At 72.0% G+C, this 14,304-nt stretch carries 13 protein-coding genes and 1 pseudogene; 5 read left to right on the top strand and 9 right to left on the bottom strand.

The genetic code is table 11. From position 1 onward, the window contains the following. The first annotated feature begins 339 nt into the window (after positions 1 to 339). From ABZ154_RS07665 to ABZ154_RS07655, 3 genes and pseudogenes are all read left to right on the top strand, one after another. On the top strand, positions 340 to 1,326 hold the full coding sequence (locus ABZ154_RS07665) for a fatty acid desaturase (protein WP_356830012.1): 987 nt from the start codon (positions 340 to 342) through the stop codon (positions 1,324 to 1,326). Beyond that, a complete protein-coding gene (locus tag ABZ154_RS07660) occupies positions 1,323 to 2,003 on the top strand; it encodes a TetR/AcrR family transcriptional regulator (protein ID WP_356830010.1) in 681 nt (226 codons plus the stop codon). The genes ABZ154_RS07665 and ABZ154_RS07660 overlap by 4 nt, the downstream gene beginning before the upstream one ends. 55 nt (positions 2,004 to 2,058) lie before the next feature. Then, positions 2,059 to 2,256 (top strand): annotated as a pseudogene (locus ABZ154_RS07655) (Uma2 family endonuclease); the annotation flags it as partial. A 3-nt stretch (positions 2,257 to 2,259) separates the two neighbouring features. Here the strand turns inward: ABZ154_RS07655 and ABZ154_RS07650 are convergent. Together ABZ154_RS07650 and ABZ154_RS07645 are read right to left on the bottom strand one after the other, a co-directional pair. Continuing rightward, the gene (locus tag ABZ154_RS07650) at positions 2,260 to 2,667 is read right to left on the bottom strand and encodes a VOC family protein (RefSeq protein ID WP_356830008.1); all 408 of its coding nucleotides are present in this window, start codon (positions 2,665 to 2,667) and stop codon (positions 2,260 to 2,262) included. Beyond that, the gene (locus tag ABZ154_RS07645; protein ID WP_356830006.1) at positions 2,664 to 3,494 is read right to left on the bottom strand and encodes a trans-aconitate 2-methyltransferase; all 831 of its coding nucleotides are present in this window, start codon (positions 3,492 to 3,494) and stop codon (positions 2,664 to 2,666) included. The genes ABZ154_RS07650 and ABZ154_RS07645 overlap by 4 nt, the downstream gene beginning before the upstream one ends. Before the next feature lie 88 nt (positions 3,495 to 3,582). On the opposite strand from ABZ154_RS07645, the gene ABZ154_RS07640 reads away from it, so the two are divergent. Continuing rightward, positions 3,583 to 4,080, top strand: a complete 498-nt coding sequence (locus tag ABZ154_RS07640; RefSeq protein WP_356830004.1) for a MarR family transcriptional regulator — start codon at positions 3,583 to 3,585, stop codon at positions 4,078 to 4,080. Here ABZ154_RS07640 and ABZ154_RS07635 read toward each other — a convergent pair. Continuing rightward, positions 4,039 to 4,821, bottom strand: a complete 783-nt coding sequence (locus tag ABZ154_RS07635; protein ID WP_356830002.1) for a response regulator transcription factor — start codon at positions 4,819 to 4,821, stop codon at positions 4,039 to 4,041. The genes ABZ154_RS07640 and ABZ154_RS07635 overlap by 42 nt on opposite strands. 280 nt (positions 4,822 to 5,101) lie before the next feature. On the opposite strand from ABZ154_RS07635, the gene ABZ154_RS07630 reads away from it, so the two are divergent. Continuing rightward, positions 5,102 to 5,542: an N-acetyltransferase gene (locus tag ABZ154_RS07630; protein ID WP_356830000.1), complete on the top strand. Its 441-nt coding sequence runs from the start codon at positions 5,102 to 5,104 to the stop codon at positions 5,540 to 5,542. A 23-nt stretch (positions 5,543 to 5,565) separates the two neighbouring features. Here ABZ154_RS07630 and galK read toward each other — a convergent pair whose 3' ends face one another. The 6 genes from galK to ABZ154_RS07600 all read right to left on the bottom strand — a co-directional run bounded on the left by galK (position 5,566) and on the right by ABZ154_RS07600 (position 14,078). Beyond that, on the bottom strand, positions 5,566 to 6,747 hold the full coding sequence (galK, locus tag ABZ154_RS07625) for a galactokinase (protein ID WP_356829998.1): 1,182 nt from the start codon (positions 6,745 to 6,747) through the stop codon (positions 5,566 to 5,568). Continuing rightward, the gene (gene galE, locus ABZ154_RS07620; RefSeq protein WP_356829996.1) at positions 6,744 to 7,760 is read right to left on the bottom strand and encodes a UDP-glucose 4-epimerase GalE; all 1,017 of its coding nucleotides are present in this window, start codon (positions 7,758 to 7,760) and stop codon (positions 6,744 to 6,746) included. The genes galK and galE overlap by 4 nt, the downstream gene beginning before the upstream one ends. Beyond that, positions 7,757 to 8,800, bottom strand: coding sequence for a galactose-1-phosphate uridylyltransferase (gene galT / locus ABZ154_RS07615; RefSeq protein ID WP_356829994.1), 1,044 nt, complete (start codon positions 8,798 to 8,800; stop codon positions 7,757 to 7,759). Before galT ends, galE begins: the two co-directional genes overlap by 4 nt. A 231-nt stretch (positions 8,801 to 9,031) precedes the next feature. Then, entirely contained in the window at positions 9,032 to 9,763 is a 732-nt protein-coding gene (locus ABZ154_RS07610) for a LuxR C-terminal-related transcriptional regulator (protein ID WP_356829992.1), read from the bottom strand. Positions 9,764 to 10,000: 237 nt separating this feature from the next. Then, on the bottom strand, positions 10,001 to 12,049 hold the full coding sequence (locus tag ABZ154_RS07605) for a PQQ-binding-like beta-propeller repeat protein (protein ID WP_356829990.1): 2,049 nt from the start codon (positions 12,047 to 12,049) through the stop codon (positions 10,001 to 10,003). 85 nt (positions 12,050 to 12,134) lie between these two features. Further along, positions 12,135 to 14,078 carry a PQQ-binding-like beta-propeller repeat protein gene (locus tag ABZ154_RS07600; protein ID WP_356829988.1) on the bottom strand — a complete coding sequence of 648 codons (1,944 nt, stop codon included), beginning with the start codon at positions 14,076 to 14,078 and terminating at the stop codon, positions 12,135 to 12,137. Positions 14,079 to 14,304 lie beyond the last annotated feature (226 nt).

Genomic DNA, 14,304 nt, shown 5'->3' with positions numbered 1-14,304 from the left:
GTGCTGATGGCGGTGGGAGAGCGCGTGGCGGGGTGCGGGGCCCTGCGGCAGGCAGCGGTGCTGTTGCCACGCCCCGACGAGCGGGTGCGGACCGCGCTGTCCGACCCTTCCAGGATAGGTGTCGTCGCCTTCGGTGTGTCCGCAGCCCTGGCGGGGGTACACGGATGCCGTCGACAGGGGTGCCCTACCCCGCTGCGGGTGTGGGGTACCGCGGGTGACGGGCTGGACCGGCTTCTCGTGTTGTGGGGCCCGTCACTGTCATACTTACCAAGCCGTAGGTTACGGAACCGTAGCCATGGCCGTCCTGGTACCGCTCCCTCACTCCCCAGGGGATTCCGTATGCCGTCCGCTTCCGATGTGATCGACGAGACCGGTCCGTCCGGCTCCCCTTCCTCCGGCCTTCCGCCCGCCACGCTCGGCGGGGACAAGAAGAGGTCGATCGAGCAGTTCGCGCTGCTGGCGTTCATCGTGGTGCCGTTCGTCGCCCTGGTGGCCGCGGTGCCGCTGGCGTGGGGCTGGGGGGTGAGCTGGCTCGACATCGGGCTGATGGTGGCGATGTACTACATCGGCTGCCACGGGATCACGATCGGTTTCCACCGGTACTTCACGCATGGTGCGTTCAAGGCGAAGCGTCCGCTGCGGATCGCGCTGGCCGTGATGGGTTCGCTGGCGGTGGAGGGGCCTCTGGTGCGGTGGGTGGCCGATCACCGCAAGCACCACAAGTTCTCCGACGCGGAAGGTGACCCGCATTCGCCGTGGCGGTTCGGGGAGAGCCTGCCGGCCCTGATGAAGGGCCTGTGGTGGGCGCACATCGCGTGGATGTTCGATGAGGAGCAGACCCCGCAGCAGAAGTACGCGCCCGATCTGATCAAGGACCCGGCGATCCGGGGCATCTCGCGCCACTTCCTCTCCTTCACGATCGTCTCGCTGGCGATTCCGCCGCTCGTGGGCGGTCTGGTGACGATGTCGTGGTGGGGTGCGGCGACGGCGTTCTTCTGGGGTTCGCTGGTACGGGTCGCGCTGCTGCACCACGTGACGTGGTCGATCAACTCGATCTGCCATGCGGTCGGCAAGCGCCCCTTCAAATCCCGTGACCGTTCGGGGAACGTGTGGTGGCTCGCGGTGCTGTCGTGCGGCGAGTCGTGGCACAACCTGCACCATGCGGACCCGACGAGTGCGCGGCACGGTGTGATGCGGGGGCAGATCGACTCCAGTGCCCGGCTGATCCGCTGGTTCGAGCAGCTGGGGTGGGCGTACGACGTGCGGTGGCCGGATGCGGCCCGTATCGACGCCCGGCGCGCCCCCCTACCGGCCGACCCGGCATGATTGACGACGTGGCGACCGACGGCAGCAGCGAGAAGAGCAGACCGACCTCCTCCCGGCGGGTCCGGCGGGTCCGGATGACCGGGAAGGAGCGCCGCGAGCAGCTGCTGGACATCGGCCGCGCCCTCTTCGCCGACAAGGGGTTCGAGGGCACGTCGGTGGAGGAGATCGCGGCCCGCGCCGGGGTCTCCAAGCCGGTGGTGTACGAGCACTTCGGCGGCAAGGAGGGCCTGTACGCGGTGGTCGTCGACCGCGAGATGCGCCGGCTGCTGGACATGGTGACGGGGGCGCTCACGGCGGGTCATCCGCGGGAGCTGCTGGAGCAGGCGGCGTTCGCGCTGCTGGATTACATCGAGTCGTACACGGACGGTTTCCGGATCCTGGTCCGGGACTCCCCGGTGGCGCAGTCGACGGGCACGTTCGCGTCGCTGATCAGCGATATCGCCACGCAGGTGGAGGACATCCTGGGCCTGGAGTTCAAGGCCCGCGGCTTCGACCCGAAGCTGGCGCCGCTGTACGCGCAGGCGCTGGTGGGGATGGTGGCGCTGACCGGCCAGTGGTGGCTGGACGTCCGCAAGCCGAAGAAGGCGGAGGTCGCGGCGCACCTGGTCAATCTGTGCTGGCACGGGCTGGAGAACCTGGAGTCGAAGCCGCGGCTGATAGGGCACCGGAAGAGCTGACCGACCGCCGTCACCCTTCCCGGGCGCGTGGCACGTTGTGATGACGGTTGGGGATTACGCGACCGCCGGCATCCCGAACTTCTGGCTGGTGGACATGACGGGCGCCGACCAGCATCCCGTCGTGCGGGTCTACGAGCTGGATCCGGTGACGAGGGCGTACGCGCTGACCGGGGTCCGTCACGACCGGCTGAAGACGGGCGTGCCGTTCCCCGTGGACATCGACACCCCCGCTGACGCGCTCAAGGAGCTGTAGGCCTCACGCGGCGTCGGCGTCCGGCTCTTCCGCGTCGGCGTCCGGCTCGAGGAACTCCAGGCGGTTGCCCGCCGGGTCGTGGGCGTAGAAGCGGCGGTGGCCGGGGAGGTTGTCGTCCCATTCCGTCGGGACGCCGTGGGCCTCCAGGCGGGCCGCGTACGCCACGATCCCGGTGACGCGCAGGCCCGGGTGGGCCTTCTTCGCGGGGCGGAAGTCCTCCTCGGTGCCCAGGTGGAGCTGGACGGGACCGGCGGCGAACCAGCAGCCGCCACGGGCGGCGAGCACCGGGGGTTTCGGGATCTCCGTCATGCCCAGGGCGCCGGCGTAGAAGGCGCGCAGGGCGTCCTCGGAGCCGGGCGGGGCGGCGAGCTGTACGTGGTCGACGGCGGCGAGGCCCACGAAAGCGGTCACGGCTTCTCCTTGCGAGCGACGGCGAAGATGCGGCGGAACGGGAAGACCGTGCCGTACGGGCCGGGCGGGTACGCCTCGCGCAGCAGGTCGCGGTATGCGGTGACGAACGCGTCGCGGGCCTCGGGGTCGTCGGCGAGGGCGGTGAGGACGGGGCGCAGGGCGGTGCCCTTGACCCAGTCGAGGACGGCGTCGTCGCCGTGCAGGGTCTGGAGGTAGGTGGTCTCCCAGACGTCCGCAGTGCAGCCCAGGTCCCGTAGGAGGGCGAGGTAGTCGGTGGGGTCCAGGACGGCGGCGGTGCGGTCGCCGGTGCCGTGGAGGCGGGGGCGCCAGCGGTCGGAGTCGCGGAGCTGGGCCAGGAGGGTGTGGCTGGGGGCGGTGAAGTTGCCGGGGACCTGGAAGGCGAGGGTGCCGCCGGGGGCGAGGGCGTCGATCCAGCGGGGGAAGTACGCGGTGTGGCCGGGGATCCACTGGAGCGCGGAGGTGGAGACGATCAGGTCGTACGTCTCGGTGGGCGCCCAGGTGGCGGCGTCGGCCTCGGCGAAGTCGAGGAGGGGCGGGCGGGCGTGGGCGGCGGCCTCGGCGAGCATCTGCGGGGAGATGTCGTAGCCGGTGATGCGGGCGTCCGGCCAGTGGTCGGCGAGGAGGGCGGTGACGTTGCCGGCACCGCAGCCGAGGTCGGCGATGCGGGGTGCGGGGCGGCCGGGGAGGTCGCCGATCCGGGCCAGGAGGTCGTGGAAGGGACGGGTGCGGTGGTCCGCGTGACGCAGGTACTGCTGCGGATCCCAGGTGGGCTCGTTCGTGGGCGTCGTGGGCGTCGTCGGTGTCATGGGAACAGGATCACGCCCAGAATATCTTGATGTCAAGACACTTGAATTCAAGAGACTTCACGTCGACAGACCCTCTACACTGATCCACATGGAGGACGAGGTCGACCGACTGGTCGCAGCATGGCGCCGGGAGCGCCCCGACCTCGACGTGGAACCACTCGAGGTGCTCAGTCGCGTCTCCCGCCTGGCACGCCACCTCGACCGGGCCCGCCGCATAGCGTTCGCCGAGCACAACCTGGAGCCGTGGGAGTTCGACGTACTGACCTCGCTGCGCCGCGCGGGGCCCCCGTACCAGCTCTCCCCCGGGCAGCTGCTGACCCAGACCCTGGTCACCTCGGGCACGATGACCAACCGTATCGACCGGCTCACCAAGAAGAACCTCGTCGAACGGCTCCCCGACCCCAGCGACCGCCGCGGCGTCCTCGTCCGGCTGACCTCCGAGGGGCGCGACAAGGCCGACCAGTCGCTGGCCGGGCTCCTCGACCAGGAGCGGGCCATCCTCGGCGAGCTCTCCCGCCGCCAGCGCGGTGAGCTGGCCGGGCTGCTACGCCAGTTGACCGCCCCGTTCGACAACATCCCCGGCTAGCCGGACCGTTACGGGCTCCGCCGGGCCGACCCCGGCCCGCCGGGCGAGCGCCACGGCGGCCAGCGTCGAGTGGACCCCGAGCTTGCCCAGCACGTTCTGCATGTGCGTACGGACCGTGTGCGGGGAGAGGAACAGCCGCTCCGCGACCGCCTTCCTGCCCAGCCCCGCCACCATGCAGCGCAGCACCTCGCGTTCGCGGGGGGTCAGGGACTCCACCAGCTGCTCGCTCTCGGTGCGGTGCTTGCGGGCCGTGGTCAGCTCCCGCAGGACCCCGGTGAGCAGGGCGGGCGGCAGGTGCGTCTCGTCGCGCAGCACGCCCCGGATCACCGTGAGCAGCCGCTGCAGCGAGCAGTCCTTGGCCACCCACCCGGAGGCTCCCGCCTGGAGCGCCCGGGCGGCGCACCGCGGGTCGTCCTTCTCCGCGAGCACCACCGAGCGCACTCCGGGCCGGGCCGCGCGGACCCCGGCCACCAGCGAGATGCCGTCGACCAGGGCCGCCTCCTCCTGCCGGGGTACGGGCACGGCCGGAGCGCCGCCGGTGACCAGGGCGCCGAGCTCGGCGTCGACCAGGATCACGTCGTACGGGCGCGCCTCGGCGGCCGCGCGCTCCAGTGCGCGCAGGGCGGCCGGGCCGCTGCCCGCCGCCGCCACGTCCACGTCCGGTTCGGCCGCGAGGGCCGCCGCGAGCGATTCGGCGAAGATGCGGTGGTCGTCGACCACCAGAACCCGGATTCGAGCCACAGAGAGACCCCCATCAGCGGGGGCGGACAGCTGCGGGTACGGCGTCCGGAACGTCCGGCCGGCCCGTGGCCCGCCTTCCGGGTGGACCGGGGTGGAACGACCGCCGTCGTCCGCACCGCCTGCCACCCCGCTCCGGGCGCCGTACCCGACTCTCTCGCCCCCTGATTCGGCACCGGCCCCCACCGGTGCTGGGATCAGCGTACGGGCGGGGGCCGGAGGGGGAGGGCTGTTCGCGGAACTGATGGCCCAGGGGGATCCCAGGGTGTTTAGGGTGGGGTTCATGTTCCGTCTTGAGACAGAAGTAGACAAAGAACGTCGCATTCTGCTGAGCGGGCGTCTGCACCAGGACAATGTGAAGGCCTCGCCCGGCCTGCGCGCACTGCTCTCCACCTCCGCCGAGCACGAAACCCCGCTGGAGGTGTGGGCCTCGGATGAGCACGGCGCCCTCGCCGGCGGGCTGACCGGCCGGACCTGGGCGTACTGGCTCCATGTCGACCTGCTCTGGGTCGACGCCCGTCACCGCGGCTCCGGCCTCGGTTCCCAGCTGCTCGCCGAGGCCGAGCGGGTGGCCCGCACGGAGCGGGCCTGCACCCGCTCCCGGCTGGAGACCTGGGACTTCCAGGCCCCGGACTTCTACCGGAAGCAGGGGTACGTGGAGATCGGCCGGGTCGAGGACTACCCGCCCGGCGTCACCGAGTTCATCCTCACCAAGCAGCTCTGAACGCGCCCCGCCCGAAACGGAATTCAGCTCAGACGGCGCGCACCCGCCGACGGGACCGCGGCGAAGATCCCCGGCGCCGCGTGCCCTGCCCCGGCGAACGCCTTCGTGACGGCCTCGGCCACCGCGTCGGCCACCGCCGCCTCTGCCAGCACGATCGCCGAACCGCCGAAGCCGCCGCCGGTCATCCGCGCTCCGAGCGCCCCGGCTTCCCGCGCCGCCTCGACCGCGAGGTCCAACTCGGGGCAGGAGACCCGCAGATCGTCGCGGAGCGAGCGGTGGCCCTCGTCCAGGACCGGGCCCGCCGCCCGCACCTCGCCCGCGTCGAGCAGGGCGATGACCTGCTCGACCCGGCGGTTGTCGCCGACGACATGGCGTACACAGCGGATGACGGACTCGTCCGCCCCGGCGTCCGTGAGGGTGGCCAGGGCCGCGTCGAGACCGTCGTACGGGAGGTCGCGCAGGGTGGGTATCCCGAGGAGCCGGGCGCCCTCCTCACAGCCGGCCCGGCGCTCCGCGTACGCCCCGTCGCCGAGCGCGTGCTTGACCCGGGTGTCGACGGCCAGGAGCGTGAGGCCCTGGGCGGCCAGGTCGAAGGGGACCTGGCGCAGGGTGAGGTCGCGGGTGTCCAGGTGCAGGGCGTGGCCCTCGGTGCAGCAGGCCGAGGCCATCTGGTCCATGATCCCGCAGGGCACACCGACGAAGTCGTTCTCGGCGCGGCGGCCGATGACGGCCAGCTCGGGCCCGCTCAGGCCGAGGTGGAACAGGTCGCTGAGCGCGAGCGCCGTGACGATCTCCAGAGCGGCGGAGGAGGAGAGCCCGGCGCCGGTGGGGACGGTGGAGGTCAGCGCGATGTCCGCCCCGGTGACCGGATGGCCGGCCTCGCGCAGCGCCCAGACCACGCCGGCCGGGTAGGCGGCCCAGCCGTGGCCGGAGTGCGGGGCCAGCTCCTCGACGCGCAGGGAGACGACTGCGCCGGGCACGTCGGAGGAGTGCAGCCGCAGGAGACCGTCGGTGCGTGGGGAGACGGCGGCGCGGGCGGTGTGCGGGAGGGCGAGCGGCATGACGAAGCCGTCGTTGAAGTCGGTGTACTCGCCGATGAGGTTCACCCGTCCGGGTGCCGCCCAGACGCCGTGGGGTTCACCCCCGTACAGCTCGGTGAAGGTGGCGGCGGGGTCGGGCCCGGCCTGTTCGACGGTCTCGGTCATGGGGTGGTGGACTCCTCTCTGCGGGTGAACTCCCAGGCGTCGGCGACGATTCCGGCCAGGTCGGCGCGGGACGGCTGCCAGCCGAGGCGTTCGATGGCGGTGGCGGCGGAGGCGACGAGGACGGCCGGGTCGCCACCGCGGCGCGGGGCGGGGGTCTCGGGGACCGGGTGGCCGGTGACCTTGCGGACGGTCTCGATGACCTCGCGGACCGAGAAGCCGTTGCCGTTGCCGAGGTTGCAGATGAGGTGCTCGCCGGGGGCGGCCGCGTCCAGGGCGAGGAGGTGGGCCTCGGCGAGGTCGGCGACGTGGATGTAGTCGCGGACGCAGGTGCCGTCGGGGGTGGGGTAGTCGTCACCGTAGACGGAGATCGACTCGCGCTTGCCCAGGGCCACTTGGAGGACGAGCGGGATGAGGTGGGACTCGGGGGAGTGGCGCTCGCCGCAACTGCCGTACGCCCCTGCCACGTTGAAGTAGCGCAGCGAGACGGCGGCCAGGCCGTGGGCGGTCGCCTCGCCGCAGATCATGTGGTCGACGGCGAGCTTGGAGGCGCCGTACGGGCTGGTGGGGGCGGTGGGATCGGTCTCGGTGATGGGGCTGGAGACCGGTTCGCCGTAGGTGGCGGCGGTGGAGGAGAAGACGAGGGTGCGGACCCCGTGTTCACGCATGGCGGCAAGGAGGGCGGTGGTGCCTCCGACGTTGTTGACCCAGTACTTCTCCGGCTCCACGACGGACTCGCCGACCTGGGAGTAGGCGGCGAAGTGCAGGACCCCGTCGTAGGAGGGGCCGAGGTGGCGGGCGGCGTCCTGGATGCGGCCCTCGATGAACGTGGCGTCGGCCGGGACGCCCGCGCGGAAGCCGGTGGAGAGGTCGTCCAGGACGGTGACCGCGTGCCCGGCCTCCAGCAGGTGCTGGGCGACCACGCTGCCGACGTATCCGGCGCCACCGGTGACCAGGTACTTCTTCCGGGCATCGCCCGGGCTCCGCGGGTCGTTCGCGTTCGGGGGGTTGCTCACTGGCTCGCTACCTCTCGCAGTCGTTGGGCCGCGGCCTCCGGCGGCACGTCGTTGATGAACACACCCATGCCGGATTCGGAACCCGCGAGGAACTTCAGCTTGCCGGAGGTACGGCGAATGGTGAAAAGCTCCAGATGGAGGGCGAAGTCCTCCCGCCCGGCAACCCCGAACGGCGCCTGGTGCCAGGCGGAGATGTACGGGGTCGGCGGCTCGCCGGGTCCGAAGATCCGGTCGAAGCGCCTCAGGAGTTCCAGATAGACCTGTGGGAACTCCGTCCGCGCCGCCTCGTCGAGTGCGGGGAGGTCGGGGACGCGGCGGCGGGGGTGCAGGTGGACCTCGTAGGGCCAGTGCGCCGCGTACGGGACGTGGGCGATCCAGTGGTCGGTGGCGAGGACGACCCGCGTGCCCTCCTTCTCCTCGCGGGCGACCACGTCGTCGAAGAGGTTGCCCCCGGTCTCCTCGCGGTGGCGGGCGGCCGACCGGAGCATCAGCTCGGTGCGGGGGGTGACGAAGGGGTAGCCGTAGATCTGGCCGTGCGGGTGGCCGAGGGTGACGCCGATCTCGGCGCCGCGGTTCTCGAAGCAGAAGACCTGGGTGACCTGGTCGAGTGCGGAGAGTGCGGCGGTGCGGTCGGTCCAGGCGGCGAGGACGAGCGCGGCCTGCTCCTCGGTGAGGTCGGCGAAGGACGCGTCGTGGTCGGAGGTGAAGCAGACGACCTCGCATCGGCCGGAATCGCCGGCGAGGGAGGGGAAGCGGTTCTCGAAGACGGCGACGTCGTAGTGGCTGTCGGGGATCTCGCTGAGGCGCCCGTCCCGCGTGGGGCAGAGCGGGCAGGCGTCGGCCGGCGGGTGGTAGGTGCGGGCCTGGCGGTGTGAGGCGACGGCGACCGCGTCGCCGAGCAGCGGATCGCGCCGGACCTGGGAGGAGGTCGACACGGCATCCAGCGGGCGCCGGTCGACGGCGTCGCGGACGGTGCCGTCCGCGGAGTCGTAGTAGATCAGCTCACGGCCGTCGGCCAGGCGCGTAACCGTCTTCTTCACCAGGGTCCTCCACCCACTCCCCCAGCCAACATAAACGCACATAACAAATCACAAGCGAACACCCTCGTCAAGGGTGGTCGCCTGACCCGACCTGCGGCTCTGCGCGGGACGGCATACCCGAACATGTCCCTGCACTCGATCACGAACGAACAAAGAACCCCAACGGAACTGGCTGAAGCTCCGCCCGACGCGGGCTGACCCGCCGCCGGCCGTACCGCAAGGGGCCCTACGTCACCCGCTCCGGCCGGGGACGTACGGCCCCTGCGGCGCACCGCAGTCGCCGCCGTCGCCGCTTCTGTTGCCCGCCGCCCGGTCCAGCAGCCCCGTACGGGCCGCGAGGGCGGCCGCCTCCAGCCGGGAGCCGACGCCCAGCTTCATCAGGACCCGCTGCACGTGCGTACGGGCGGTGCTCGGCGCGATCCGCATCCCGGCCGCGATCAGCCGGGTGTCCTCGCCCTCGGCGACCCGGACCAGGACCTCCGCCTCGCGCGGGGTCAGCATCTGGAGCAGGCGGCGGCCCTCGTCGTCGGGCTGGGCCGCCGGGTTGAGCAGCTCGGCGAAGGCGCCGCGCAGCAGCTGCGGGGCGACGGCGCTCTCCCCCGCCCGCGCCTTCAGCATCGCCCGCTCGACGCCCTCGATGCGCTCGTCGTGCCGGACGTACCCCGCCGCCCCGGCCGCGAAGGCCGCGGCGATCCCGCGCGGGCTCGGCACCGGCCCCAGGACCACCACCGCCACCTGCGGGCGCTCCTGGCCGATGCGCACGATCGGGTCGAAGACCCCCGGCGCGGCGGGCGACGCCGTACCGAAGAGGCAGACCTCCGGGGCCCTGCTGACCACCAGCTCCGCCGAACCGGACGTCGGGGCGGCCGCCGCGAGCACCCGGTGCCCGCGCAGTTTCAGCGCCGAGGCGAGTGCCTCGGCGAGCAGGCGGTGATCATCGACCACCATGAGCCGCACGCTCATCGATCAAGCTCCAAGTGCCCGTGTACGCCCTGGATACCGGCCCCCGGGCTCCTGACCCGGCAACGTACACGCTTGTTCGACGCCGTGTGCCCCTTACGGGGGAGAAGCTCCCCGGAGTGCCGATTTCTGCGTCATTCAGGGCCACTTGAAGGCCGCAGGCGTGACGGAAAACGATCAGCCCTGCCAGTCGGTGATCAACTGGCAGGGCTGCTCGGAAAGTTGAACGGTGTGGAGCGGTCAGTCGGTGCGGAAGCCCACCGCGAGGTAGAGCTTCTCGTCCGCCTGGCTGTCGCGGCGCTCGCTGATCAGCTGCTTCGAGAGGAAGAGGCGGCCCTCGCCGTAGAGGACTTCGGAGCGGTCGGCGGTGAACGCGGTCTCCGCGTCCCGTACCGACTCGTCGCTCGGGTTCTCCATCAGCAGCGTCTGCTTGAAGGTCTCCCCGTCGATGGACACGACCTGGCCGCCCTTGTCGTACGGAGGCCGCTTGTACGCGATGACGTTGGTGCCGTCCATCCGGAGCGGGGTCAGGCTGTAGCGGTCACCCGCGTCGGCCCGGCCGCCGAGCAGCTTGCCGGTGGCCAGGTCGAAGGCGACCACCTCGTTGGTGTCGCCGTACTCGCTCGTACCGTCGTGGTCCTCGGTCGGCAGGTAGAGCCGGTTGTTGCCGACGACCGCCCCACGGCAGCTCTCGACGTCGGTGGAGCCGCAGCGCGCCGCGTACTTCTCCGCGTCGGCGGAGATGCGCACGATCAGCTTGCCGGTCGCCGCGTCGATCGAGAAGAAGTCGGAGATGCCGCTGCCGTCGTTGGCGGTGTCGCCGACGTTGGCCGCGACCACCAGCGGCTTGGTGGAGACGATGGACGCGTAGTCGACGCCGGCGGGCATCTGGTACGAGGAGAGCGGTGCTCCGGTCGCCGGGTTCAGCGCCTGGATCTGGAGCTGCGGGCTGTCGTACGAGCCGCACTTGCGCACCACGGCGAGGGCTTCACCGCCCGCGTACCCCGTGTCGTAGCAGCGGTCGGCGCCGACCTTCGGCTTCCAGAGCTCGGCGCCGTTCTCCAGTTTGAAGGCCGCGCCGCCCGAGGTGCCGCCCGCGGCGACGGTGCTCCCGCTGAGCGTGACCTCGTCGAACTGGACCGGCCGGTCGCCGCCGGTGGCGGTGGTGACGGACTTGCTCCACAGGAGTTTCCCGGCGGCCAGGTCGATCGCGCCGACCTGGTTGCACGCGGGGTACTTCTTCTCCTTGGTCGGCGCGCCCTCCTTGAAGAGGATCGCCGACTTGTAGTCCTTGGTCATGTGGCGGGAGGCACCGCAGACCTCGCCGGGGACCGGCACGGACCAGAGCTTGGTGCCCTTGTCCCGGTCGTGGGCGACGACCTCGTTGACGCCGGACTTCACGTACGCCTTGTCGGTGAGCCAGGAGCCGTTGACCGAGGTGACCGAAGCGACCTCCGGCTGCAGGAGCTGGAAGGCGACCTTGGAGCCGGTGTTGTCGGGGGCCTTCTCGCTGCCGCCGGCCAGGCCGCCGCCCTTGTCCTCACCTCCCTTGTCCTCACCGCCACCGGTGGAGCCGGACGTGGAGGCCTGGTCGCCCTTGTCGTCGTCGCCCCGGGTGGAGGCGTAGACGACGGCCGCGCCGATGATCAGGACCACCGCGACGGCCGCGGCGACGATGATCTGCATCTGGGTGCTGAACGTCTTGCCGCCGCCGCTGCCGCCCTGGCCGGGCTGCGGAGCGCCGTACATCGGCTGGGTGGGGTAGCCGTAGCCCTGCTGCGGCATGCCGGGCTGGCCGGGCTGGCCGGGGGCGCCCTGCGGGTAGCCGTAGCCGGGCTGCTGGGCCTGCGGGTAGCCGTACCCGTTGGGCTGCGGGGCCGGAGGGGTCGGGTAGCCGCCCTGCGGTGCGCCGTAGCCTCCGGCGGGCGGGGTGGGCGGGGCCGCGGGCGGGGGCTGCTTGGCGAAGGGGTCCGCGGGCGGCGGGGCCGGCTCACCGAACCCACCGGGCGGCGGGTCCTGAGGGGCTCCGAAGCCGCCGGAGGGCGGGTCCTGAGGGGCTCCGAAGCCGCCGGAGGGCGGGTCCTGAGGGGCTCCGAAGCCGCCGGAGGGCGAGTCCTGAGGGGCTCCGAAGCCGCCGGAGGGCGAGTCCTGAGGGGCTCCGAAGCCGCCGGAGGGCGGGTCGGCCGGAGGGCCTGCGGGAGGGCCGGCCGGGGGCTGGTTCGGCGGCTGGCCAGGGGGCTGGTTCGGCGGCTGGGGCTCGCTGGGCGGCTGCTGCGGCGGCTGGGTCATCGCGTACGTACCTCGGGAGATCTGTGGGGGCGGGGTCGCGTCCGGCCGGGAGGGGCCGGATGCCTTCGGATGCCGTCGTGAGCGGTCACTTGCTGAACACCAGCGCCGTCGTCTGCTCCATCTCGCCGTCGTCGCGGCCGGAGATGCGCTTGGGGAGGATGAAGGAGCGGCCGTCCCGGTACACGGTGTTCAGACCCCCGAAGAGGCTGTTCTCGATCCGGTTGGTCCCCTCCGGGTGCTGGAGCAGGACGCTGGTGGAGCCGCCCGTCGGCGGGATGGTGAGGATGGCGCCGGGCTTGTCGTACCGGGGCTCGGCGTAGAGCAGCACCTTGCCGCCCTCCATCCCGATCGGGCTCACGGTGCGCTCGGCCGGAGCGGGCACCGTCCACTTGGGCTTACCGGTGTTCAGGTCGAAGGCGACGACCTTGTTCGTCCGCGCGGAGCCGGTGCTGTCGGCCTTGGTGGCCATGTAGAAGCTGTTGGCGTCGGCGGCGACCCCGGAGCAGCCTTCGAGCTGCTGGCCGAAGATGCTGAGCAAGCCGCCGCAGTTGGCCACGACCATGTCGCCCTTGGCGGGGCTCATCTGGGACCGGAGCTTGCCGTTGTCGGTGAACGCGGCGACCGACCACTGCTTCTTCTTCTTGTTCTCCAGCGAGACCACGAGCGGGCTCACCGAGTAGGTCTTCTTGATCTCCCAGCCGCGCGGCGGCTGGTAGGTCCACTTGGCCTTGCCGGTGACCGGGTCCAGCTCCTGCAGCTGGTGCTGCGGGTTGTCGATGTCGTCGTTACGGCAGTTGGCGGCGGCGATCAGCTTCGGGCCGCCGGCGAAGGCGAAGGTCTTGCAGTTGCCGTCGGGGGTGCCGAACAGCTGCTTGCCGTCGCTGACCCGGTAGGCGCTGGAGTAGCTGGTCCGTCCGGCGGTGACCGTGTTCCCGCTGATGGCGAGGCCGATGTCGGAGATCAGGTCGAAGGCGCCGCCCTTCTTGACCTCGGACTTCCAGCCGGCCTTGCCGGTGTTGAGGTCGATCATCTGCATCACGGAGCAGGTGGACCGGTCCGTGGTGCCGTTCTGGATGCCGATGACGATCTTGCCGTCGGGGGAGACGGTGTTGGGGGAGGCGCAGATGTCGGCGGGGAGCGCGACGGTCCACTTCTTCTTGCCGTCGGCGACGGAGTAGCCGGAGACCCCGCGGTACAGGGCCGTGACAACCGTGTCGCCGACGAACCAGGGGCCGCGGATCTCACCACCGTTACGCGGGAGGTCGATCTCGTTCTTCTGGAGCCAGGCGACCTTGGCCTCGCCCGGCTTGCGCCCGGCGTTGAGGTCGTCGTCCGTCTCCCGGCCGCCGCCGGTGCCGTCGCCCTCGTCGATGGAGGGGGACGCGCTGGGCGTCTCGGACGCCTTGGCGTCGTCGCTGGGGCCCGCTATCGGCTTCTTGGGGTCGTCGCCGCTGTCGCTCACCACGTACCAGGCGCCCGCGCCGACGAGCAGGACGACGGCGACGGCCGCCGCGGCGAGGACACCGGTCTTCCCCTTGAAGGGGCCGCTGCTGCCGGGTCCGCCCGGGGCGGGGGCGCCGGGGTACTGCTGCTGCGGGTAGCCGTAACCGGGCTGCGTGGGCTGGCCGTAGGGACCGGGAGCCGGCTGGCCGTAGCCGCCGGGGCCGGGAGCCGGCTGGCCGTAGCCGCCGGGGCCGGGAGCCGGCTGGCCGTAGGGGCCGGGCTGCTGACCGTACGGGCCGGAGGGCTGCTGGCCGTAGGGGCCGGGGGCCTGGCCCGGTGCCTGGCCCGTTGCCTGGGGGTAGCCGTAGCCGGGCTGCTGAGCCGGGGGCGTCTGCGGGTAGCCGTACGCCGGGCTGCCCGGGGGCGGCGTCTGCGGCGGGCCGGCCGGGGGCTGGGGCGGCTGGGCGGGCGGGCCGGGCGGGGCCTGCGGCGGCTGGTCCCGCGGAGGCTGAGGAGTCCCCTGCGGCGGCTCCTGCGGAGCTCCGAAGCCCCCCTGCGGCGGTTGCTGGCTGGGCGGCTGGCTCATCAGCACGTCCCCCTTCGTGCGGGCCGGTGCCCGATCCGGTCTCCCCCGCGATTCCGGGAGGGTGCAATCCCTCTCGGAAAGGAGCGAATCGGGCATGGCTTCCGCGGTGTTACGACAGTCGGGCGGGGCTTCTTTGTACCACCCGCCCGCTGTCGGACACCGGATCGGTCCGCCCCCTGTTCCCAAGGGAGAACCGCGTTGTGATGCGCCCGTTACGACCGGCGGA

The organism is Streptomyces sp. NPDC006261, from assembly GCF_040613515.1.
In the GTDB taxonomy this organism is placed as follows: domain Bacteria; phylum Actinomycetota; class Actinomycetes; order Streptomycetales; family Streptomycetaceae; genus Streptomyces.
The sequence above is the reverse complement of the archived record's forward strand: the minus strand, read 5'-3'. Positions and strand labels throughout refer to the sequence as shown.

What these genes read in the sequence shown, in the direction of transcription:
- ABZ154_RS07605 (WP_356829990.1), bottom strand. Translation starts at nt 12,049, where the DNA reads ATGACCCAGCCGCCGCAGCAGCCGCCCAGCGAGCCCCAGCCGCCGAAC.
- ABZ154_RS07610 (WP_356829992.1), bottom strand. Translation starts at nt 9,763, where the DNA reads ATGAGCGTGCGGCTCATGGTGGTCGATGATCACCGCCTGCTCGCCGAG.
- ABZ154_RS07645 (WP_356830006.1), bottom strand. Translation starts at nt 3,494, where the DNA reads ATGACACCGACGACGCCCACGACGCCCACGAACGAGCCCACCTGGGAT.
- ABZ154_RS07665 (WP_356830012.1), top strand. Translation starts at nt 340, where the DNA reads ATGCCGTCCGCTTCCGATGTGATCGACGAGACCGGTCCGTCCGGCTCC.
- ABZ154_RS07640 (WP_356830004.1), top strand. Translation starts at nt 3,583, where the DNA reads ATGGAGGACGAGGTCGACCGACTGGTCGCAGCATGGCGCCGGGAGCGC.
- galK (WP_356829998.1), bottom strand. Translation starts at nt 6,747, where the DNA reads ATGACCGAGACCGTCGAACAGGCCGGGCCCGACCCCGCCGCCACCTTC.
- ABZ154_RS07600 (WP_356829988.1), bottom strand. Translation starts at nt 14,078, where the DNA reads ATGAGCCAGCCGCCCAGCCAGCAACCGCCGCAGGGGGGCTTCGGAGCT.
- ABZ154_RS07660 (WP_356830010.1), top strand. Translation starts at nt 1,323, where the DNA reads ATGATTGACGACGTGGCGACCGACGGCAGCAGCGAGAAGAGCAGACCG.
- ABZ154_RS07630 (WP_356830000.1), top strand. Translation starts at nt 5,102, where the DNA reads ATGTTCCGTCTTGAGACAGAAGTAGACAAAGAACGTCGCATTCTGCTG.